Origin of the sequence: Kineococcus haloalkalitolerans (assembly GCF_050871905.1) — a bacterium.
Taxonomy (GTDB): domain Bacteria; phylum Actinomycetota; class Actinomycetes; order Actinomycetales; family Kineococcaceae; genus Kineococcus.
The window spans coordinates 19,121-40,319 of sequence record NZ_JBJLSH010000036.1 but is presented as its reverse complement, the minus strand read 5'-3'; the positions used below and the strand labels follow the sequence as shown (position 1 = coordinate 40,319).

15 protein-coding genes are annotated in these 21,199 nt (G+C 75.6%); 5 read left to right on the top strand and 10 right to left on the bottom strand.

What is annotated here, in order from left to right:
• Nucleotides 1-154: 154 nt before the first annotated feature.
• From ACRYMY_RS14285 to ACRYMY_RS14265, 5 genes are all read right to left on the bottom strand, one after another.
• Complete coding sequence (locus ACRYMY_RS14285) at nt 155-4,201, bottom strand: molybdopterin-dependent oxidoreductase (RefSeq protein ID WP_432547933.1); 4,047 nt, start codon at nt 4,199-4,201, stop codon at nt 155-157.
• A gap of 182 nt (nt 4,202-4,383) precedes the next feature.
• Complete coding sequence (locus tag ACRYMY_RS14280) at nt 4,384-5,154, bottom strand: GAF and ANTAR domain-containing protein (RefSeq protein WP_432547918.1); 771 nt, start codon at nt 5,152-5,154, stop codon at nt 4,384-4,386.
• Between the two features lie 93 nt (nt 5,155-5,247).
• Nucleotides 5,248-7,440 carry a SpoIIE family protein phosphatase gene (locus ACRYMY_RS14275; RefSeq protein WP_432547917.1) on the bottom strand — a complete coding sequence of 731 codons (2,193 nt, stop codon included), beginning with the start codon at nt 7,438-7,440 and terminating at the stop codon, nt 5,248-5,250.
• Nucleotides 7,441-7,493: 53 nt separating this feature from the next.
• Complete coding sequence (locus tag ACRYMY_RS14270; protein ID WP_432547916.1) at nt 7,494-8,459, bottom strand: LacI family DNA-binding transcriptional regulator; 966 nt, start codon at nt 8,457-8,459, stop codon at nt 7,494-7,496.
• An 80-nt stretch (nt 8,460-8,539) separates the two neighbouring features.
• Complete coding sequence (locus ACRYMY_RS14265; protein ID WP_432547932.1) at nt 8,540-10,546, bottom strand: aldo/keto reductase; 2,007 nt, start codon at nt 10,544-10,546, stop codon at nt 8,540-8,542.
• Nucleotides 10,547-10,702: 156 nt separating this feature from the next.
• On the opposite strand from ACRYMY_RS14265, the gene ilvD reads away from it, so the two are divergent.
• From ilvD to ACRYMY_RS14240, 5 genes are all read left to right on the top strand, one after another.
• The gene (gene ilvD, locus ACRYMY_RS14260; RefSeq protein ID WP_432547915.1) at nt 10,703-12,442 is read left to right on the top strand and encodes a dihydroxy-acid dehydratase; all 1,740 of its coding nucleotides are present in this window, start codon (nt 10,703-10,705) and stop codon (nt 12,440-12,442) included.
• Nucleotides 12,443-12,724: 282 nt separating this feature from the next.
• The gene (locus tag ACRYMY_RS14255) at nt 12,725-14,590 is read left to right on the top strand and encodes an acetolactate synthase large subunit (RefSeq protein WP_432547914.1); all 1,866 of its coding nucleotides are present in this window, start codon (nt 12,725-12,727) and stop codon (nt 14,588-14,590) included.
• On the top strand, nt 14,590-15,102 hold the full coding sequence (ilvN, locus tag ACRYMY_RS14250) for an acetolactate synthase small subunit (protein ID WP_369056065.1): 513 nt from the start codon (nt 14,590-14,592) through the stop codon (nt 15,100-15,102). The genes ACRYMY_RS14255 and ilvN overlap by 1 nt, the downstream gene beginning before the upstream one ends.
• A 45-nt stretch (nt 15,103-15,147) precedes the next feature.
• Nucleotides 15,148-16,176 (top strand): ketol-acid reductoisomerase, encoded by a 1,029-nt coding sequence (gene ilvC, locus ACRYMY_RS14245; protein WP_432547913.1) that lies wholly within the window; start codon nt 15,148-15,150, stop codon nt 16,174-16,176.
• An 83-nt stretch (nt 16,177-16,259) separates the two neighbouring features.
• Complete coding sequence (locus ACRYMY_RS14240; protein ID WP_432547912.1) at nt 16,260-16,673, top strand: DUF3253 domain-containing protein; 414 nt, start codon at nt 16,260-16,262, stop codon at nt 16,671-16,673.
• Between the two features lie 33 nt (nt 16,674-16,706).
• Here the strand turns inward: ACRYMY_RS14240 and ACRYMY_RS14235 are convergent, their stop codons facing one another.
• From ACRYMY_RS14235 to ACRYMY_RS14215, 5 genes are all read right to left on the bottom strand, one after another.
• Entirely contained in the window at nt 16,707-17,039 is a 333-nt protein-coding gene (locus tag ACRYMY_RS14235; protein WP_432547911.1) for an antibiotic biosynthesis monooxygenase family protein, read from the bottom strand.
• 60 nt (nt 17,040-17,099) lie between these two features.
• The gene (locus ACRYMY_RS14230) at nt 17,100-17,645 is read right to left on the bottom strand and encodes an NAD(P)H-dependent oxidoreductase (protein WP_432547931.1); all 546 of its coding nucleotides are present in this window, start codon (nt 17,643-17,645) and stop codon (nt 17,100-17,102) included.
• Between the two features lie 106 nt (nt 17,646-17,751).
• The gene (locus tag ACRYMY_RS14225; protein WP_432547910.1) at nt 17,752-18,387 is read right to left on the bottom strand and encodes a hypothetical protein; all 636 of its coding nucleotides are present in this window, start codon (nt 18,385-18,387) and stop codon (nt 17,752-17,754) included.
• 103 nt (nt 18,388-18,490) lie between these two features.
• Complete coding sequence (locus ACRYMY_RS14220; protein WP_432547930.1) at nt 18,491-19,981, bottom strand: glyceraldehyde-3-phosphate dehydrogenase; 1,491 nt, start codon at nt 19,979-19,981, stop codon at nt 18,491-18,493.
• Nucleotides 19,982-20,170: 189 nt separating this feature from the next.
• Entirely contained in the window at nt 20,171-21,190 is a 1,020-nt protein-coding gene (locus ACRYMY_RS14215; protein WP_432547909.1) for an LLM class F420-dependent oxidoreductase, read from the bottom strand.
• Between the last annotated feature and the right edge of the window lie 9 nt (nt 21,191-21,199).

Genomic DNA, 21,199 nt, shown 5'->3' with positions numbered 1-21,199 from the left:
GTGACTCCCTGGGTCGGTCCGGGGCGGGCGGTGGTGGGGTGGTGCTGCCTGCGGTCGACGCTAGGCGCGTCGTGTTACCGGCCGTGTCCACCGGTGTTTCGCGGGTGGCACGGTGTCCTCACGGGCGGGTCACCGGCGTGTGAGGGCGGGCGCGTCAGTAGACGTCGCGCAGGTAGCGCTTGTCGGCGGCGAGCTGCTTGAGCCGGTCGGCCGCCTCCTGCTCCCCGAGGCCGCCGTGGCGCTCGGCCACCGTGCGCAGCGCGGCGTCCACGTCCGCGGCCATCCGGCGGGCGTCCCCGCACACGTAGAGGTGGGCGCCGTCCTCGACCCACCGCCACAGCTGCTCGCCGTGCTGCAGCACGCGGTGCTGGACGTAGGTCTTCTCCTCGGCGTCGCGGGAGAAGGCCAGCGAGAGCCGGGTGAGGACGCCGTCCTGGCGCAGGCCCTCCAGCTCCTCGCGGTAGAGGAAGTCGGTGGCCGAGCGGCGGTCGCCGAAGAACAGCCAGTTGCGGCCGGGGTGCGCGAGCGCGCGGCGCTCGTGCAGGAAGGCGCGGAAGGGAGCGACGCCGGTGCCGGGGCCGATCATGACGACGGGGGCCGACGGGTCGTCGGGCAGGCGGAAGTGCCCGGCGCGCTGCACGAACACCCCGACGTCCGGTGCGCCGGGCCTCGAGCAGCGGTCGGCCAGGAAGGTGGAGCAGACGCCTCCGCTGGGCCGCCCGCCGCGCTGCCAGCGGGTGACGCCGACGGTGAGCTCGACCCGGCGCGGGTCGACGGCGGGGGAGGAGGAGATGGAGTACTGCCGCGGCTGCAGCCGCTTCAGGGCCCGCTGCAGCGCCTCGGGGTCGACCCCCCGCTGCCGGACGCGGTGGGCCCGCAGCACGTCCGCGACCACCGGGCCGTGCCCGGAGCGGTCCGCGCCGGGGCTGGCGCCGAGCAGGTGCAGCAGGTCGTCGCCGACGCGGCGCAGGTCGAGGTGGCCCGTGGCGGCGTCCCACCAGCTCGTCTCCCCGGCCCCGTCGAGCAGCACGGTGGCGTCGTGCGGCAGGCCGGCGGCGGCGAGGAACTCCGCCACGTCCTCCTCGCTGTTGCGGGGCCACACGCCGAGGGAGTCGCCGGCGCGGTACTCGACGTCCTCGGGCAGCTCGAAGCCGAAGCGGTGCACCTCCTTCGTGGACCCGGGCCCGCTGAGCAGCTCGTCGAGCACGAGCGGTGCGCCCACGGGGGCGGCCCGCGTCCCGCGCCCGGCGCGTCGCCGGCCCGTGTCGAGGCCGTCGGCCGGGCGCTGGGCCGGCACGCGCGGCGCGGTGCGCGCGCCGCCCGCCCCGCCCGCCCCGTCGCTCGCGCCGTCGAACGCGGCCGACAGGCGGTCCACGACGGTGCGGAACCAGCCGTCCGCCTTGGCGTCCTCGCCCGGCTCGCAGTCCACGCGGTCGGCGAGGCGGGCGGCGCCGAGCTCCGCGAGGCGCGCGTCGAGGCGGCGGCCGTGCCCGCAGAAGTCGGCGTAGCTGGAGTCGCCGAGAGCGAGGACGGCGTAGCGGGTGCCGTCCAGGCGGGGGGCGTCGGGCGCGGCGAGCGCGGACCACAGCGACTCGCCGTTGTCGGGGGCGCCGCCGTCGCCGAAGGTGCTGGTGACGACCAGCACGGTGCCCGCCTCGCGCAGCGAGGCCGGGTCCACCGCGTCCATCTCGTGCAGCTCGACGTCGAAGGCGTCCCGTTCGCGCAGCTCCTGCGCGACCGCGTCCGCCCGCTCCTGCGCGGTGCCGGTCTGCGAGGCCCACAGCACGCTGACGCGCGGGCGCGCCGCGCTGCCCGCGCCGCCCGCGTCGTCGCCGGCGCGGGAGAACATCCCGGCCAGCAGACCGTCGACCCAGGCCCGGACGGTGCCCTCGAACGGCGCGGACGACGGCAGCACCGGCACGCCCACCACCCCCTCGCGGCGGCGTCCGGCGACCAGCCCGTCCAGGTAGGCGCGCTGCACCTCGTCCAGGTCCGGTTCGCCGGTGCGGGTCTGGCGCGGGACCGCGACCGCCTGCGCGGCAGGGGTGGCCGGTGGCCGCGGGCGGGGTCCGACGCGGGTCAGGCGCACCGCGGCGACCTTGAACTCCGGCTGGAAGGAGACGGGGTCGACGGCGTCGTTGGTGACGGCGTTGACCGCCAGGTCCTCGCCGAAGGTGTCGTTCCAGTGGAACGGGGCGAAGCAGGACCCGGGCCGCACCCGGTCGCTGGGGCGGGCGGGCAGCACGGCGCGCCCGCGCCGGGAGGCGACCTCGACGAGGTCGCCGGCCTGCACGTCGAGCGCCCGCGCGTCGTCGGGGTGCAGCTCGAGGAACGGCTCCGGGTCCAGCTTGGTGAGCTTGTCGACCTTGCCCGTCTTGGTCATGGTGTGCCACTGGTGCTGCAGGCGGCCCGTGCTCAGGACGAACGGGTGCTCGTCGTCCGGCAGCTCGGCGGGGTCGGCGTGCGGGCGGGGCAGGAACTGCGCCCGGCCGTTCGGGGTCGCGAAGCGGAAGCCGTCGTCCTCGCGGTAGCGGACGGGGTTGCGCCGGCCCGCCCCGGGCGGGCACGGCCACTGGACCGGCCCCTCGCGCAGCGCCTCGTAGGTGACGCCGCGCAGGTCGTAGCCCGTCTGCGGGTTCGCGAAGCGGCGGATCTCGTCGAACACCTCCTCCGAGGACGAGTAGTCGAACGCGTCGCCGTACCCGAGGGCCGTGGCGACGCGGGCGATGAGCAGCCAGTCCGGCAGGGCGTCGCCGGGGGGGTCGGCGGCCTGGGGGAGCAGGGTGAGCGTGCGCTCGGAGTTCACCGTGACGTAGGTGGACTCCGCCCACAGGGCGGCGGGCAGCAGCACGTCGGCGTGCGCGGTGGTCTCGGTGTCGGCGAACGCGTCCTGGCAGACGACCAGCTCCGCCGCGGCCAGCCCGTCGAGCACGGTGCGGCGGTTGGCGACCGACGCGACGGGGTTGGTGCACACGATCCAGCAGGCCTTGACGTCCCCGTCGGCCATGCGCCGGAACATGTCGACGGTGCCCGAGCACACGTCGGTGCGCAGGGTCCCGGGGGCGAGCCCCCAGACGTCCTCGACGAAGGCGCGGTCGGCGTCGACGAGCACGGAGCGCTGCCCCGGCAGCCCGGGCCCCATGTACCCCATCTCCCGCCCGCCCATGGCGTTCGGCTGCCCGGTGAGGGAGAAAGGGCCGCTGCCCCGGCGCCCGACGGCGCCCGTGGCCAGGTGCAGGTTGCACAGCGCGTTGGTGTTCCAGGTGCCGTGGGTGCTCTGGTTCAGCCCCATCGTCCAGCACGACATCCAGTTCCCGGACTCGCCGATCCAGCGGGCGGCGGTGCGCAGGTCCTCCTGCGCCACGCCGGTGATCGCGCTGACGACGTCCGGCGGGTACTCGGCGACCAGCTCCTCGACCGCCTCCCAGCCGTCGGTCCAGCGCTCGACGAACTCCCGGTCCACGTGCCCGGCCTCGACGACGAGGTGCAGCAGGCCGTTGAGCAGCGCGAGGTCGGTGCCGGGGCGGACCTGCAGGAACAGGTCGGCCGCGTCGGCGGTCGCGGTGCGGCGGGGGTCGACGACGATCAGCTTCGCGCCGGCCCTGACGCGGTCCACCATCCGCAGGAAGAGGATCGGGTGGCAGTCGGCCATGTTGGCGCCGGTGACGAGGAACGTGTCGGCGTGGTCGAAGTCGTCGTAGGACCCGGGCGGACCGTCCGCGCCCAGCGACGTCTTGTAGCCGGTCCCGGCGCTGGCCATGCACAGCCGCGAGTTCGACTCCACGTACCGGGTCCGCAGGTAGCCCTTGGCCAGCTTCGTCGCCAGGTACTGCGCCTCCAGCGACATCTGCCCCGACAGGTAGACGGCGACGGCGTCGGGGCCGTGCTCGTCCACGACGGCGCGCAGGCGGTCCGCGACCTGCTGCACCGCGTCGTCGAGAGCCACGGGCACGGCCGGCCCACCGCGCTCGGCGCGCACGTGCGCGCGTTCCAGGCGGCCACCGGCGCGCATCATCTCCGCGTGCGTGGCGCCCTTGGTGCACAGGCGCCCGGCGTTGGCGGGGTGCTGCTTGTCGCCGGACACCTTCGTGACCCGCCGCCGCCCCGTGGCCGGGTCCACCTCGACGTCGACGAGCACCCCGCAGCCCACGCCGCAGTAGGAGCACGACGAGCGCACCGCGGTGCCCGGGCGGCCCAGCACGGGCAGCGCCGTCCGGCCCGCCGGCTCCGCCGCCGCTGACACCGGTCCCGCTGCGCTCACGCCGCCAGTGCAGCGCACCGCTGTTTCGCCGCGGTGTCCCGTCCGTGTCGGCGGTGTCCCGTCCGTCTCACAGGCCCCCGCGTCGTGCGTGAGGCCCCCGGCGCGAGGTCCCGCGGGGGCGCTCAGCGCTCCCGCCGGGACGCCGTCCCCCCCTGCGCGCCGGGGGTCCGGCCGGTGCTGACCAGCTCGCGGGCCACGTCGTGCAGCCGCGTGTTGGTGTCCTGCGACACCCGCGACAGCAGCCGGAAGGCCTGCTGGCCGTCCAGGCCGTAGCGCTCCATGAGGATGCCCTGCGCCTGCCCGATGACGGTGCGGGTGCCCATGCCCTCGCGCAGCTGCTCCTCGCGCTGGGCCGAGGACAGCGCCACGGCCACCTGCGCGGCCAGGACGTGGGCGCGGTGCACGGCGTCGGCGTCGAAGGCGCCCGTGCTCGTGCCGTAGAGGTTGAGGGCGCCCAGCTGGTCGTCGTCGGTGAACAGCTGGAAGGCCAGGGCGCTGCGCGCGGGGGTGGCGGCGACCACGCGGGCGGCCCAGTCGGGGTGCTCGCGGTCGCTCGCCAGGTCGGGCACGTGCACCAGCTCGCGCTCGCGCAGGGCGCGCAGGCACGGGCCCTGCCCGGTCTCGTACTGCAGGGCGTCGGCCCGCTCCACCCAGGACGTGGTGCTGACGGGCGTGCGGGTGCGCCCGCGGCGGTCGTGCAGGGTCACGCTCACGCCCGCCGCGGCCGGCACGTGCTCGGCGACCAGCCCCACGGCGCGCTCCAGGGTCGGCTGCACGCCCTCCTCGGCGAGCAGCGCCCGCGCCGCCCGCGGCACCCAGCGCAGGACCCCGCCCGCGCCGTCCACCGCGCCGTCCACCGCGCCGTCCGCGCCGTCCGCCACGTCGCTCGCCACGTCGCCCCCCTCCGCCGGCCGCCCTGCTGCAGCCCCCGGTCACCCTGCCACAGCGCTCGGGCGCGGGCGGGGCGCTCGCGGCGCCCGGCGCGCTCAGGGCCGCGGCACCGCCGCCAGCTCCGCCCAGACGGTCTTGCCGTCGCCCTCGGCGCTGACGCCCCACGCGTCGGCCACCGCCTCGACGATGCCCAGCCCCCGCCCGCCGAGGGCGTCCTCGTCGGCGTGCCGCTCGCGCGGGTGGCGGGTGGAGCGGTCGCGCACCGACAGCGTCAGCCGGCCCGCGTCGCGGTCCAGGCGCAGGCCGACCACGGCCTCGCCCTCGGTGTGCACCAGGGCGTTCGTCACCACCTCGCTGAGGACCAGCTCCGCCTCGTCCAGGACGTGGCCGACCTCCCAGGCGCTCAGCGCGGTGCGCAGGAAGGCCCGGGCCTGCGCCACCGCGCGCACGTCCCCCGGCAGCGGCAGCGAGGCCTCCTGGACGTCCGCGGTGGCGCCGCGGTACTCCAGCACGAGCATCGCCGCGTCGTCGTCCAGGCGGTGCGGGATGCCCGCCATGATCTTGTCGGCGAGCGCCTCGGACCCCTCCTCGGCGGCACCGGCCAGGCTGGCGCGCAGGGCGTCCACCCCGGCGCCGAGCTGGTCGGCGCGCGACTCCACCACGCCGTCGGTGTAGAGGACCACCGTGCTGCGCCCGCGCAGCCGGTGCACGGCGGTGGCGTAGGTGGCCTCCGGGTCCACCCCCAGCGGGGGGCCGGGGTCGACGGCGGCCTCGCGCAGGCCGTCCTCGTCGGCCACGAGCGGGACGGGGTGCCCGGCCGAGGCCACCGTCAGCGTCCCCGCCTCCAGGTCCAGGCGCGCCAGGCAGCAGGTGGCGAACAGCTCGTCGGCCTGCTCCAGCAGCAGCCGGTTGGTGCGCTCCAGCGCCGCCGCGGGGCCGTGGCCCTCGGACACGTACGCGCGCACCGCCGTCCGCAGCTGGCCCATGAGGCCCGCTGCCGTCGTGCTGTGCCCCTGCACGTCGCCGATGACGAAGACGGCGTCCCCGTCCAGCGCGACGGCGTCGTACCAGTCGCCGCCCACCTCGGCGCCCACGACGGCCGGCTGGTAGCGCACCGCCACGTCGACGCGGTCCAGGACGGGCAGCCGCTGGGGGAGCAGCCCGCGCTGCAGGGCCCGCGCCAGCTCGGTGAGGGCGTCCACCGAGCGGGCGAGGTTCTCGCGCGCCGCGCGCTCGGCGTCCAGCAGCTGCGCCCGCTCCAGCGCGAGCGCCACCTGCGCGGCGACGCTGCGGAACAGCTCGACGTCCTCGCCGCCGGGGTCGGGCCCGGTCGCGCCGGACCCCTCGTCCCAGCCGACCTCCAGCGCGCCCAGGACCCGCCCGCCCCGGTCCACGAGCGGGACGGCGAGCGCCCCGGCGGACCCGCGCCCCGGGTCGGGACCCACGACGACGGGCGCCGCCCCGGCCGCGGCGCGGGCCGCGGCCGTGGGGGCGTCCAGCGGCACGGCCGCCCCGGCGCCCTCGCGCGCCGGAGGGTGCGCGCGGGCCAGCAGCAGGCCGCGACCGGCGTCCAGCAGGTGCAGCGCCGCCCACGCGCACCCGGCGGCCTCGGCGACGGCGCGGGGCACGCGCGCGCCGATGTCGGAGGTGGTCGCGCTGCGCGAGAGCAGCGCGGTGATCGACTGCAGCAGGGCCGTGCGGCGGGCGGCGGCCGCGGCGGCGGCCTCGCGGTCCTCGGCCAGGCGCCGGGCGTTCTGCTGCTCGCCCAGCAGCAGCGCGCCGTCCACCGCGATGCCGGCTCCGCGCGCCGCCGTGACGGCCGCGGCCTCGGCGTCGGCGTCGAAGCGGCCCGGCTCGCGGTGCCCGAACAGCAGCGCGCCGATGACGCGCCCGCCGGAGGACGTGACGGGGACGGCGAGGTAGCTGCGCACACCGAGGTGGTGCGCGGGCAGCCCGCCGGTGGAGCCGTGGCCGAAGCGGGGGTCGGCGGTGACGTCGTCCACCCGCACGGGGTCGGCGCCCGTGAAGGTGGGGGCGAACAGCGGGGTGTGGCGCACGGGCTCGGCCGTGGGGAACTGCGCGGGGTCCGCGCCCGCCAGCGTGAACAGGTCCAGCCGCTCCCCGCGGTCGTCGCGGTCGTGGTAGAAGAACGCGCCGAAGTCGGCGCCGGTCAGCTCCGTGGCCGCCACCGTGGCGGCGTGCAGGAGCGCACGCAGGTCCCGGCCGTGGCGCAGGGACAGCGTCGTCATGTCGAGGAGCGTCTGGTGCTCCGCACGGCGGTCGACCACGCCTAGAGACTACGACGAGTTGCTAGATGAGACTGTGCGTGAGCACCACGCGGTCAGGTCGACTCGCCCACCACCAGCCGGTGCGCCACGGTCCGGCGCAGCGCCCCCGGTGCCCCCGGCTCCGGCGGGGACGCGTGCAGCGCCAGCACGAGGTCCAGCGCCTCCCGGGCGGCCGCGTCCACGTCCAGGGCGATGGTGGTCAGGCGCGGTGCGACGTAGGCGCCGATGCCCAGCCCGTCCACCCCCACCACCCGCACCTCGCCGGGGACGTCGGCGCCGGCCCGGCGCAGCGCGCGCAGCGCCCCCAGCGCCGTCACGTCGTTGAAGGCCACGACGGCGTCCGGGCGCCGGGAGCCCTCCAGCGCCGCCCGGCAGCCCTCCTCCCCGCCGGCCAGGTCCGCGGCCGCCACGCCCTGCCGCGCCAGCGGGACGCCGCGCGCGGCGAACGCGTCCAGGAACAGGCGCCCGCGCCGGCTGGGAGAGCGCCCCAGGTCCAGCAGGACCGGGCGCGCGGCCCCGCGCTCCAGCAGGTGCTCCACGGCGTCGGCGACCGCCGCCCGCATGTCCAGCTCCACCCGCCCGCGCCCGCCGCGCACCTCCTGCGGGTCGATCTCCACCAGCGGCAGCGGCGCGGCGCCGGTGACGTCCTCGGGGAAGGAGGAGCCGGTGAAGGCGATCGCCGCGTCCACGCGCGCGGCGAACGCCTCCAGCGCCCCCGGCGGGCCGCCGCCGTGCTCGGCGAGCACGACGTGCCAGCCGGCCCGCGCGGCCCGCTTGAGCACCGCCGAGGCCAGCTCCGGGTAGTACGGGTTGGCCAGGTCGCCCACCAGCAGGCCCAGCGTGCGGCTGGAGCGGCGCACCAGGTCGCGCCCGTAGCGCGAGGGCCGGTACCCCAGCCGCCGCGCCTGCTCCAGCACCCGCTCGCGGGTCCCGGCGCTGATGCCCGGCATCCGGTTCACCGCGCGGGTGACCGTCTGCCGGCTGACCCCGGCGGCGCGCGCGACGTCGTGGATCGTCACCGGGCGCGCCGCCGGGGACCCCGGCCCGGGCTCCGGGAGCCCCGGGTGGCCCGGGGTTCCCGGAGGCTCGGGGAGCACCCTCAGTCCCGCAGGTCCAGCCACGCCACCTGCTCGGCGGTCAGCTCCACCCGCAGCGCGGACAGCGACCAGCGCAGCTCGGTGACGCTGCGCGGGCCCACCAGCGGGAACGTGGGGAACGGCTGGTGCAGGACGAACGCCAGCGCCACGGCTGTCGCCGGCACCCCCAGCTCGCGCCCCAGCTGCTCCGCGCGCCGCTTCCGCTCGAAGTTGGCGTCGCTGTAGTAGCAGCGCACCAGCTCCGGGTCGGAGCGGTCGGCCTCGTCGGCGCGGGCGAAGAACCCCCGCGCCTGCGAGGACCACGGCAGCAGGGCGAGCTGCCGCTCGGTCAGCCAGCGCTTGGACGCCTCGTCGGTGACGTGCTCGCAGCCGGCCCACGGCACGTCCAGCGCCTCGGCCAGCCCGAAGTGGTTGCTGAGCACGGTGAAACCCCGCTTGCCGTGCGCGGCGGCCCACGCGTTGGCCTCGTCCACGCGCGCCGGGCTCCAGTTGGAACCGCCGAACACGCTGATCCGCCCGGCGTCGGCGTGCTCGTTGAGGACGTCGACGAACTCCCCGACGGGCACGTCCGGGTTGTCGCGGTGCAGCATGTAGACGTCGGCGCGGTCGTGCTGCTGGTTCTCCAGCGACTCCAGCAGCTGCCGGGTCATCCCCTCGGGCGTGCACTCGGGGGTGTGCGCGCCCTTCATCACCGCGACCACCTCGTCGCGGACGCCGCGGTTGGCCATCCACTGCCCGAAGAGCTTCTCGTACCAGCCGTGGCCGTACCACCACGACGTGTCGAAGGTGTTCCCACCGGCCTCGAAGAACGCGTCGAACAGCGCCGAGGCGTGCGCCAGGTCGGGCTGGTTGTCCACGCCCATCACCAGGCGCGACAACGGCTTCCCGACACCCGCGACCTCGCCGTAGCGCATCGCGGAGCGGTCCACCTCCAGCGGCAGGCCCGACACCGTGGGGATCGGCGCGTCGTCGCGCTCGAAGGGGTAGCGCAGGCCCACGGCGGCGCGCCAGCGGTCCAGGACGCGCGCGGTGGCCAGGGAGTCCTCGGGGGTGAACTCGACCCGCTCGCCGGCGGCGGCGCGGGCCAGGGCGTCGGCCTCGCGCGCGTAGGGGCGGGCCGCGGGGTCGTCGCCGGGGAACTCCCACGCGCGGGGCTCCTCGCCGGCCACCCGCAGCTCGACGCGGCCGCCGCCGCGGAACGTCCACGGGTCGGTGACCGTCAGCACGCCGCGCGCGCCGGTGACCACCACGGACTCGGGGTCGGCCAGCCGCACGCCGGTGCGCACCGTCGCGGTGAGCCCGCCCGGGAACTCCAGGCGGGCGGCGGCGAACTCGTCCACGCCCGTCGGCCCGAGGGTCCCGACCGCGCGCAGCCCGGTGGGCTCGGCGCCGGCGATCGCGCACGCGTAGGTGACGGGGTACCCGCCGACGTCGAGGATCCCGCCGCCGGCCACGTCGACGTCGAACAGGCGCCCCTCGCGCCCGCCCGTGTCGAAGGAGAAGCTGGCGTCCACGTGCAGCAGCTCGCCGAGCGCGCCGGAGCGCACCAGGTCCAGGACGGTCCGGGTCTGCTCGTGGAAGCGGTACATGTACGCCTCGACGAGCGCGACCCCGGCCCGGCGGGCGGCGTCCACGACGGCCATCGTGCTGCCGTGGTTGGGCGTCAGCGGCTTCTCCACGAGCAGGTGCTTGCCGGCGCGCGCGGCCGCGACCGCCAGGCGCGCGTGCGCGGTGTGCACCGTGGCGACGTAGACGGCGTCCACGCCCGGGTCGGCCAGGACCTCCTCGTAGCCGCCCGCGCGCACCTCGCCGCCGGTCCCGGGCGCGAACTCCTCGGCGAAGGCGCGGGCGCGGGCCGGGTCCGAGCTGCCGACCGCGACGAGGCGGCCGCTGCGGCTGGCCGGCAGCTGGGAGGCGAACCGGCGCGCGATGGCGCCGGGGCCGAGCACGGCCCAGCGCAGGGCGGGCGGCTCGGGGGAGACGTCGGGGGAGACGTCGGCGGAGGACACGGGGGAGGACACGGCGGCTCCTGTGGCGGGTGACGGCCGTGAACGTTCACGGCCACCGGCGAGGGTAGGGACCGCGCGCACGGGAGCACAAGGGTGCGGGGCGCGTCGGCACGAGGGCGCGGGGAGCGTCGGGACCGCCGCCTACACTCGACCGGCGTGAGCCTCGAGACCCCCTCCCAGCACGCCCAGCACCCGGCCGCCGCTCCCGGGGTGGACATCAAGCCGCGCAGCCGGCAGGTCACCGACGGCCTGGAGGCGACGGCCTCGCGCGGCATGCTGCGCGCCGTCGGCATGGGCGACGAGGACTTCGCCAAGCCGCAGATCGGCGTCGCCTCCAGCTGGAACGAGATCACCCCCTGCAACCTGCCCCTGGACCGGCTCGCGAAGGCCGTCAAGGACGGCGTGCACGCCGCCCACGGCTTCCCGCTGGAGTTCGGCACGATCTCCGTCTCCGACGGCATCTCCATGGGCCACGAGGGCATGCACTTCTCCCTCGTCAGCCGCGAGGTCATCGCCGACTCCGTCGAGACCGTGATGAGCGCCGAGCGCCTGGACGGCTCGGTCCTGCTGGCCGGCTGCGACAAGTCGCTGCCCGGCATGCTGATGGCCGCCGCCCGCCTGGACCTGGCGAGCGTCTTCCTCTACGCCGGGACGATCCTGCCCGGGCGCGCCAAGCTGTCCGACGGCAGCGAGCGCGAGGTCACCCTCATCGACGCCTTCGAGGCCGTCGGCGCCTGCGCGCGCGGGCTGATGAGCCGCGAGGACGTCGACGTCATCGAGCGCGCGATCTGCCCGGGCGAGGGCGCCTGCGGCGGCATGTACACCGCCAACACGATGGCCGCGGCCGCCGAGGCGCTGGGCATGTCGCTGCCCGGCAGCGCCGCGCCGCCGGCCACCGACCGCCGCCGCGACGGCTTCGCCCGCCGCTCGGGCGAGGCCGTCGTCAACCTGCTGGCCAAGGGCATCACGGCCCGGCAGATCCTCACCAAGGAGGCGTTCGAGAACGCCATCGCCGTCGTCATGGCGCTGGGCGGCTCCACCAACGCCGTGCTGCACCTGCTGGCCATCGCCTACGAGGCCGAGGTGGACCTGACGCTGGACGACTTCGACCGGGTCGCGAGCCGCGTGCCGCACCTGGGCGACCTCAAGCCCTTCGGCCGCCACGTCATGGTGGACGTGGACCGCATCGGCGGCATCCCCGTCGTCATGCGCGCCCTGCTGGACGCCGGGCTGCTGCACGGCGACTGCCTGACGGTGACCGGGCGCACACTGGCGGAGAACCTCGCCGAGATCGCCCCGCCGGACGTCGACGGCGTCGTGCTGCGCGCGCTGGACGACCCGATCCACGCCACCGGCGGCATCACGGTCCTGCGCGGCAACCTCGCCCCGGGCGGGGCCGTCGTCAAGAGCGCCGGCTTCGACACCGACGTCTTCGAGGGCACCGCGCGCGTGTTCGAGCGCGAGCGCGCCGCGCTGGACGCGCTGGAGGACGGCACCATCGGCGCCGGCGACGTGGTGGTCATCCGCTACGAGGGCCCCAAGGGCGGGCCGGGCATGCGCGAGATGCTCGCCATCACCGGCGCCATCAAGGGCGCGGGGCTGGGCAAGGACGTGCTGCTGATGACCGACGGCCGCTTCTCGGGCGGCACCACGGGCCTGTGCGTGGGGCACGTGGCGCCCGAGGCCGTCGACGGCGGCCCCATCGCCTTCGTGCGCGACGGCGACCGCATCCGCCTGGACGTGGCCGGCAAGACGCTGGAGGTCCTCGTGGACGAGGAGGAGCTGGCCGCCCGCCGCGAGGGCTGGGCGCCGCTGCCGCCGGTGTACACGCGCGGCGTCCTGGCCAAGTACGCCAAGCAGGTCCAGTCCGCCTCGGTGGGCGCGGTGTGCGTCTGAGCGCGGTGCCCGTCTGACGGGGTGAGACGCGCGTCTCAGCATGTGGGACGCGACGCCCGCCCGGCTGACAGCCGGGCGGGCGGGGGTCTACGGTCGGTCCATGCGGTTCCTCGTAGCCATCGGACAGCGCGCCGGCTGACAGCCCGGCCGAGCGCGCGACCCCTCGTCATGCCTGCGGGCGGAGGGGTCTTTTCGCGTCCGGCGCAGGGACGACCGGACGCCGGGGTCCGCACGGGCCCCCGCAGGTCGACGAAGCACGAACCGCCCGAGGAGGAACGGACCATGCCGGACGTCACGCCGGTCAGCACCACCGACACCGCGCTGCCGCTCGACCCGACGCTGCCCGTCGCGTCGCTGACGGGGGCCCAGAGCCTCGTGCGCTCGCTCGAGGCCGTGGGTGCGGAGGTCGTCTTCGGGATCCCCGGGGGCACCATCCTGCCCACCTACGACCCGCTGATGGACTCCCCGCACGTGCGCCACGTCCTCGTGCGCCACGAGCAGGGCGCCGGGCACGCCGCCGAGGGCTACGCCGTGGCCACCGGGAAGGTCGGGGTGTGCATGGCGACCTCCGGCCCGGGCGCGACGAACCTCGTCACGCCGCTGGCCGACGCGCACATGGACTCCGTGCCCGTCGTGGCCATCACCGGCCAGGTCGGCACCGCGGCCATCGGCACGGACGCCTTCCAGGAAGCCGACATCACCGGCATCACCCTGCCGATCACCAAGCACAGCTACCTGGTGACCGACCCCGCCGACATCCCGCGCGTGGTCAAGGAGGCCTTCCACCTGGCCTCCACCGGCCGCCCCGGCCCCGTCCTCGTCGACGTGCCCAAGTCGGTGCAGCAGTCGGTGACCTCCTTCGAGTGGCCGACCGAGGTCGACCTGCCCGGCTACCGGCCCGTGACGCGCCCGCACGGCAAGCAGGTCAAGGAGGCCGCGCGGATGATCGCCGCGGCCCACCGCCCGGTCTTCTACATCGGCGGCGGCCTGGTCAAGGCGGACGCCGCCGCGGAGATGACCGCGCTGGCCGACCTCACCGGCATCCCCGGCACGACCACGCTCATGGCGCGCGGCGTCCTGCCCGACTCGCACCCCACCAACCTCGGCATGCCCGGCATGCACGGGACGGTGGCCGCGGTGACGGCCCTGCAGAAGGCCGACCTGCTCATCGCCCTCGGCGCCCGCTTCGACGACCGCGTCACCGGGCAGCTGTCCACCTTCGCCCCGCACGCCAAGGTGATCCACGCCGACATCGACCCGGCCGAGATCGGCAAGAACCGCGCCGTGGACGTGCCGATCGTCGGCGACGGCAAGCTGGTCGTGGCCGAGCTGGCGGCGGCCCTGCGCGCGGAGTTCGAGGCCAACGGGCGCACCGACATCACCCCCTGGCAGGAGCTGACCGAGAGCTGGCGGCGCGAGTACCCCCTGGGGTACACCGACAGCGAGGACGGCACCCTGGCGCCGCAGCACGTCATCTCCCGCATCGGCGCCATCGCCGGTCCGGAGGCGCTGTACGTGGCCGGTGTCGGGCAGCACCAGATGTGGTCCGCGCAGTTCGTCCGCTACGAGCACCCCCGCACCTGGCTGAACTCCGGCGGGCTGGGGACGATGGGCTACGCCGTGCCCGCCGCCATGGGCGCCAAGGTCGGCCGGCCCGACGCGGTCGTGTGGGCCATCGACGGCGACGGCTGCTTCCAGATGACCAACCAGGAGCTCGCGACCTGCACCCTCAACGGGATCCCCGTCAAGGTCGCCATCATCAACAACTCCAGCCTCGGCATGGTCCGGCAGTGGCAGACGCTCTTCTACTCCGAGCGCTACTCCAACACCGACCTGAACTCCGGCGCCCACCACGGCGCGCACTCCGCGCCCGTGCCCGACTTCGTCAAGCTCGCGGAGGCCTACGGCTGCGTCGGCCTGCGCTGCGAGCGCCCCGAGGACGTGGACGCCACCATCGAGAAGGCCATGGCGATCAACGACGTGCCCGTGGTCGTCGACTTCCGCGTCCACCGCGACGCGATGGTCTGGCCGATGGTCGAGGCGGGCGTCAGCAACGACGCCATCCAGTACGCCCGCGGCGTCTCGCCGCGGTGGGACCGGGAAGAGGGGGCCGACACGGCCTCCGGCCCGGAGAAGGTGGTCTCCTGATGAGCCGGCACACCCTGTCCGTCCTGGTGGAGAACCGCCCCGGCGTCCTGACCCGCGTGACGTCGCTGTTCGCGCGCCGGAACTTCAACATCCACTCCCTGACGGTCGGGCCGACCGAGCGCAGCGAGATCTCCCGCATGACGATCGTCGTCGACGTCGAGAAGCAGCCGCTGGAGCAGGTGACCAAGCAGCTGAACAAGCTCGTCAACGTGCTGAAGATCGTCGAGCTGGAGGACGACGCGTCGGTGCAGCGCGAGCTGCTGCTGGTCAAGGTCCGCGCCGACGCCACCGTGCGCGGTGAGGTCCTCAGCACCGTGCAGCTGTTCCGCGCCCACGTCGTCGACGTCGCCCCGGACGCGGTCACCGTGGAGGCCACCGGGAGCCCCGACAAGCTGGCCGCGCTGCTGCGCGTCCTGGAGCCGTTCGGGGTCCGCGAGCTCGTCCAGTCCGGGTCCGTCGCCCTCGCGCGCGGCGGGCGGGCGATCTCCGACCGCGCGCTGCGCTCGGCCTGACCCACCCCCCGACCCCCTGAAACGACCAACCGAGGAGAGCCTGACGTGGCCGAGATGTTCTACGACGACGACGCCGACCTGTCGAAGATCACCGGGAGGAAGGTGGCGGTCCTGGGCTTCGGCAGCCAGGGCCACGCGCACGCGCTGTCGCTGCGCGACTCCGGTGTCGACGTCGTCGTGGGCCTGAAGGAGGGCTCGAAGAGCCGCGCCAAGGCCGAGGAGCAGGGCCTGGCGGTCCTGACCCCCGCCGAGGCCGCGAAGGCCGCCGACGTGATCATGGTCCTGGTGCCGGACCACCTGCAGCGCGGCCTGTACGCCGAGGCGATCGAGCCCAACCTCACCGCCGGCAAGGCGCTGTTCTTCAGCCACGGCTTCAACATCCGCTTCGGCTACATCAAGCCCCCGGCCGACGTCGACGTCGTCATGGTCGCCCCCAAGGGCCCGGGCCACCTCGTGCGCCGCGAGTACGTCGACGGCCGCGGCGTGCCCGTCATCGTGGCCGTCGAGCAGGACGCCACCGGCGGCGCGTGGGACCTGGCCCTGGCCTACGCCAAGGCCATCGGCGGGCTGCGCGCCGGCGGCATCAAGACGACCTTCACCGAGGAGACCGAGACCGACCTGTTCGGCGAGCAGGCCGTCCTGTGCGGCGGCGCGTCGGCCCTGGTGCAGACCGGGTTCGAGGTCCTCACCGAGGCCGGCTACCAGCCCGAGGTCGCCTACTTCGAGTGCCTGCACGAGCTCAAGCTCATCGTCGACCTCATGTACGAGGGCGGCATCGCCAAGCAGCGCTGGTCGATCTCCGACACCGCCGAGTACGGCGACTACGTCTCCGGCCCGCGCGTCATCGACGCCTCCGTCAAGGAGCGCATGCAGGACGTCCTCAAGGACATCCAGGACGGCACCTTCGCGCGCCGCTTCATCGAGGACCAGGACGCCGGCGCCCCGGAGTTCAAGAAGCTGCGCGAGCAGGGCGAGCAGCACCCCATCGAGAAGACCGGCCGCGAGCTGCGCAAGCTCATGGCGTGGGTGAAGTCCGACGACTCCGACTACGTCGAGGGCACCGCCGCCCGCTGACGCCCGCACGCGCGGACACCCGCGCGGACCCGCACCACCCGTGCCCCCTCGCGCCCCCCGGCGCGAGGGGGCACGCTCGTGCGGTGCCCCGCCGCTCCGCCGACGCGCCCTCCCGCGCCTCCGTCCGCCCGCCCGAGAAGGACTGCGCGGTCTGCGGGCGCACGATCACGTGGCGCAGGAAGTGGGAGCGCGACTGGGACGCGGTGCGCTACTGCTCCGACGCCTGCCGGCGCCGTGCCCGCGGGGCCGGTGCCCGCGTGGACGCCGAGCTGGAACGGGTGCTGGAGGAGGCGCTCGACGCGGGCGGGCGGGGCGGCGTCACGCCCGAGGAGGTCGCGCGCGCCGTGGGCGGGCAGGAGTGGCGCCCGCTGCTGGAACCGGCGCGGGCCGCGGCCCGGCGCCTCGTCGCGGCCGGCCGGGCACAGCTGGTGCAGGACGGGCGGGTCGTGGACCCCTCCACGGCGAGGGGGCCGGTGCGGGTGCGCCGCCCGCGCTGAGCGCGGGCGGCGCGACGGCTCACGGGCGGGGGCTCACGTCTCGTCGGGGCCCTGGAACACCATCGCCGGCTCGACCGAGAGCACGACCTCGAACTCCAGCAGGCTGGCGCCGGTGGCCACCGGCTGCGCCCGCTCGCCGGCGTGCGCGGCCCGCGCCCCGCCGGATGACCACGCCTCGAAGGCGTCCTCGGTCTCCCAGCGGGTGTAGACGAAGTAGCGCGTCTCCCCGGCCACGGGGCGCAGCAGCTCGAAGCCGAGGAATCCCGGCGTGCCCTCCACGGCCCCCATCCGGTGGGCGAAGCGGCGCTCCAGCTCCGCGCCGCCGCCCTCGGGGACCTCGATCGCGTTGATCTTCACGACTGCCATGGCCGAGAGCCTGGCACGGGGGCGCGCCGGGTTCCTCCCGGAGCGCCCCCGGCCGGGGGATCAGGAGTTCAGGCGCCCGGCGATCGTGACCACGCGCTGGGCCAGGTGGTCCAGCGCGGCCAGCTCGGCCTCGCCCAGCGGCTGGTCGTTGTTGGCGCCCGTGACGTGCGAGACGCCGTAGGGGTTGCCGTCGACGAACTTCAGGCCGTCGGTGTAGCCGGGCGGGACGATGATCCCGCCGAAGTGGTAGATCGTGTTGTAGAGCGCGATGAGGGTCGTCTCCTGGCCGCCGTGGGCGGTCTGGCTGGCGGTGAAGCCGGCGTAGACCTTGTCGGCCAGCTGGCCCTGCGCCCACTGCGGGCCGAGGGAGTCGAGGAACGTCTTCAGCTGCCCGGCGATGTTGCCGTAGCGGGTGGGGGAGCCGAAGAGGACCGCGTCGGCCCACACGACGTCCTCGGCGGTCGCGGCCGGCTCGGTCGCCTCCGCGCTGTGCGCGGCCTGCGCCTCGCTGGCCTGGCGCTCGCCCTCGGTGGTCTGGCGCGCGACCTGGCGCAGCCGCACCTCGGCGCCGGCGGCCTCGCCGGCGGCGGCGGCGCGCTGGGCCATGGCCCGCACGGTGCCGGTGGCGGAGTAGTAGACGATGGCGAGCTTCACGCTCACGGTGCCTCCTGCGTCGGGGTGTTGTTGAACGTGCAACCGCAGGGTAGCCGGGTCAGCCTCCCAGGGCGAAGCGGTGCGCGCCCGGTACCCGTGCCGTCCCGGCCGGCACCCCGGGCCGGGTGCCGGCCCAGCCGACCGTCACCGAGCGGGCCGCGGCGGCCAGCACGTGCACCGGGCGGGCGCCGCAACCCAGCTGGGCCGGGGCGGGGAAGGGGAACGACACCTGCAGGCGCGCGCTGTCGGCGTCCAGGCGCGTCAGCGGAGTCACGTCCGCCGAGCGCACCAGCGAGCTCGGCCCCGTGGTCACCGGCACCGAGCGCAGCCGCGGCAGCCAGGAACCCTCGCAGCGCACGAGCACGTCGACGCGCGTGCCCGCCGCCTCGACCAGGGAGGCGACCGGCTCCTCGCAGCCCTCGGTCCACGGCGAGCAGTCGGGCACGCCGCCCGAAGCGCCGAACCCGCCGAGGACGACGTCGACCACGCCGTAGCCGCACAGCGCGCCGCTGCGCCCGCGCCAGCAGTCCTCGTCCAGCGGCCGGGTGCTGGCCGGGGCGGTCGTGGTCACCGCGGCGCTGCGCAGCACCAGGCCCCCGCCCGCCGCCGGTGCGGCGCTCGCGGGGGCCGCCGAGGCGCCCAGGGCGCCGAGGGGCAGCACGGACAGCAGCGCGGCGGCGAGGGCACGGCGCATCGGGGGACCTCCAGGAGTGTCGGGACGTCACTCACTGTGGCACCGCAGGCACTCCCGGTGGTCCGGATCGGTGACGGGTTGCGGCGAACGGGTGATGCGGCGCTCAGCGGCCGGGCACGGGCGCCCCCACCACCGGCACCGCCGGCGAAGCCCCCGGCGCGGCCCCCGACTCCGCCTCGCGCACGTCGAGCACGACCGGCGCCAGCGGCGGCAGGACGGGCCGGCGCACGCCCTGCATCACCTCGGCCACCCGGACCACCTGCTCGGAGTAGCCGCGCTCGTTGTCGTACCAGACGTAGACCACCAGGTGCCGGCCGTCGGCGATGGTCGCGCGGCCGTCGACCACGCCCGTGGTGCGCGTGCCGACGAAGTCGGAGGAGACCACCTCGGGGGAGTCGACGTAGTCGACCTGGTCCTGCAGCGGCGAGGACAGCGACACCCCGCGCAGGAAGGCGTTGACCTCCTCGCCGGTCACCTCCCGCGACAGCTGCAGGTGCAGGATCGCCAGCGACACGTCCGGCGTGGGCACGCGGATCGCGTTGCCCGTCAGCTTGCCCGCCAGCTGCGGCACGGCCTTCCCCACCGCCCTGGCGGCCCCCGTCTCGGTGATCACCATGTTGAGGACGGCGGAGCGGCCGCGCCGGTCCCCGCTGTGGAGGTTGTCGATGAGGTTCTGGTCGTTGGTGAAGCTGTGCACGGTCTCCACGTGGCCGTGCACCACGCCGAAGCGGTCGTCGAGCACCTTCAGCACCGGGCTGACGGCGTTGGTCGTGCAGCTGGCGGCCGAGGCGATCCGGTCGCGCTCGTCCAGCACGTCCTCGTTGAGGCCGTGCACGACGTTCTTGACCGTCCCCTTCCCGGGGGCCGTCAGCAGGACCCGTCCCGCCCCGGGGCTGCGCAGGTGCCGGGCCAGCCCGGCCGCGTCGCGCCACTTCCCCGTGCTGTCGATCACGAGGGCGTCGCGGATCCCGTGCGCGGCGTAGTCGACCGCGCCCGGGTCGTCCGAGCGCAGCACCTGCACCACCACCCCGTTGGCGGTGATGGTCTCGCGCTCCTCGTCGACGGTGATGGTGCCGGGGAACTTGCCGTGCACCGAGTCGCGGCGCAGCAGGCTCGCGCGCTTGACGAGGTCGTCGGCACCGCCGCGGCGGACCACCACCGCGCGCAGCCGGAGCCCGTGCGGGTGGTCGCCGTGCTCCAGCAGGATCCGCGCCACGAGCCGCCCGATGCGCCCGAAGCCGTACAGGACGACGTCGCGCTGGCCGCACGGCCGCTGCCCCCGCAGCCCCAGCACCGGCGCGAGATCGGCGCGCACGCGCTCCTCCAGCGTCGCCCCCGCGCCGCGCGCGCCCAGGCGGGCGACGTCCACCACGGCCGGGCGCAGGTCCAGGCCGCACAGCAGGTGCAGCAGCGACAGGGTCCGCTCCAGCGGCAGCTCGGCGTCGTCGACCCGCCGGGCGAAGCGGTGGGCCTTGACGATGCCGACGACCGACTTGCCGACGAGGCTGCGGCCGTGGACGGTCGCGGTGACGCCGCGGTCGCGGTGCAGGCGCCCCACCAGGGGGACGATCGCCTCCGCCAGCGCCAGCTTCAGCGACCAGGACTCCGGCTCGGACGGTCCGGCGGGGTCCTCGGGGACAGGGGTGGGCGTGGCGGGCACGGCGCGGCGCTCCTGGGGTGGACGACGGTGTCCGGTTCACCGTCCCCCGACAGCACCCGCCGCGTCGACCCCCTCCGGCCGTGAAGATCTCGCGATCTTCACGGCCGGTGGGGCGCGGGGCCGTCAGCCCAGGTCGCGCAGGGCGGGCAGGACCTCCCGCTCGAACAGCTCGATCCCGCTGGTGTCGGTGGCGGCCTCGGGGAAGTAGAAGATCGGGTAGGTCATGCCGGCCTCGACGACGGGGCGCAGCTTCTCGACGATCTGCTCGGGCGTGCCCACCGCCGGCAGGTCCGGTGCCAGGGACTGCATCTCGCGCTCCACGGCCGCGGCGGACACGTGCGGCTCCAGCTGGGCGCGGCGGGCCGCCACGCGCTCGGCGACCTCCGCCTCGTCGCGGCCGACCGCCACGTTGTAGTTGGCCGAGCGGACGATCTCGGCCGGGTCGCGCCCGACGTCCGCGCAGTGGGCGAAGAGCACCTCGGACTTGTGCCGGAACACCTCCAGCGTCCCGTCGAAGTTCGTGTACTGCGCGTACTTCGCGGCCGTGCGCAGCGTCTTGCGCTCCCCGCCGCCGGCGATCCACAGCGGGATGCCGCCCTCCTGCGCGGGCAGCGGCCGCACGATCGCGCCGTCGGTGCGGTAGTGCTCGCCCGAGAACGTCGACACGCCGTCGCGCCACGCCTGCGCCATCACCTGCACGCCCTCGTCGAGGGCGGCCAGCCGTTCACCGGCCGGGGGGAACCCGTAGCCGTAGGCGCGCCACTCGTGCTCGTACCAGCCGGCCCCGATGCCCATCTCGACGCGACCGCCGGTCAGGACGTCGATGGTGGCGGCGACCTTCGCCAGGTAGGCGGGGTTGCGGTAGGCCATGCACGTGCACATCTGCCCCAGCCGCACGCGGCGGGTGGCGGCGCCCAGCATGGCCATGAGGGTCCACGCCTCGTGGGTGGCCTGGTCGGTCGGCTCGGGGACGGTGTGGAAGTGGTCGTACACCCAGACCGACTCCCACAGGCCGCCCTCGTCGGCGCGGCGGGCGAGCCCGCTCATCGCCGCCCAGTGCTCGGCGGGGTCCAGTCCCACGAGGTCGTGCCGCCAGCCCTGGGGCACGAACAGGCCGAAGCGCGTCGTCGCGTCCTGCGTCATGCCGCGAAC

Excerpts from the sequence above, each read along its gene's own strand:
- ACRYMY_RS14255 (WP_432547914.1), top strand. The coding sequence starts at position 12,725 with ATGCCGGACGTCACGCCGGTCAGCACCACCGACACCGCGCTGCCGCTC.
- ilvN (WP_369056065.1), top strand. The coding sequence starts at position 14,590 with ATGAGCCGGCACACCCTGTCCGTCCTGGTGGAGAACCGCCCCGGCGTC.
- ACRYMY_RS14235 (WP_432547911.1), bottom strand. The coding sequence starts at position 17,039 with ATGGCAGTCGTGAAGATCAACGCGATCGAGGTCCCCGAGGGCGGCGGC.
- ACRYMY_RS14230 (WP_432547931.1), bottom strand. The coding sequence starts at position 17,645 with ATGGCCCAGCGCGCCGCCGCCGCCGGCGAGGCCGCCGGCGCCGAGGTG.
- ACRYMY_RS14225 (WP_432547910.1), bottom strand. The coding sequence starts at position 18,387 with ATGCGCCGTGCCCTCGCCGCCGCGCTGCTGTCCGTGCTGCCCCTCGGC.
- ACRYMY_RS14215 (WP_432547909.1), bottom strand. The coding sequence starts at position 21,190 with ATGACGCAGGACGCGACGACGCGCTTCGGCCTGTTCGTGCCCCAGGGC.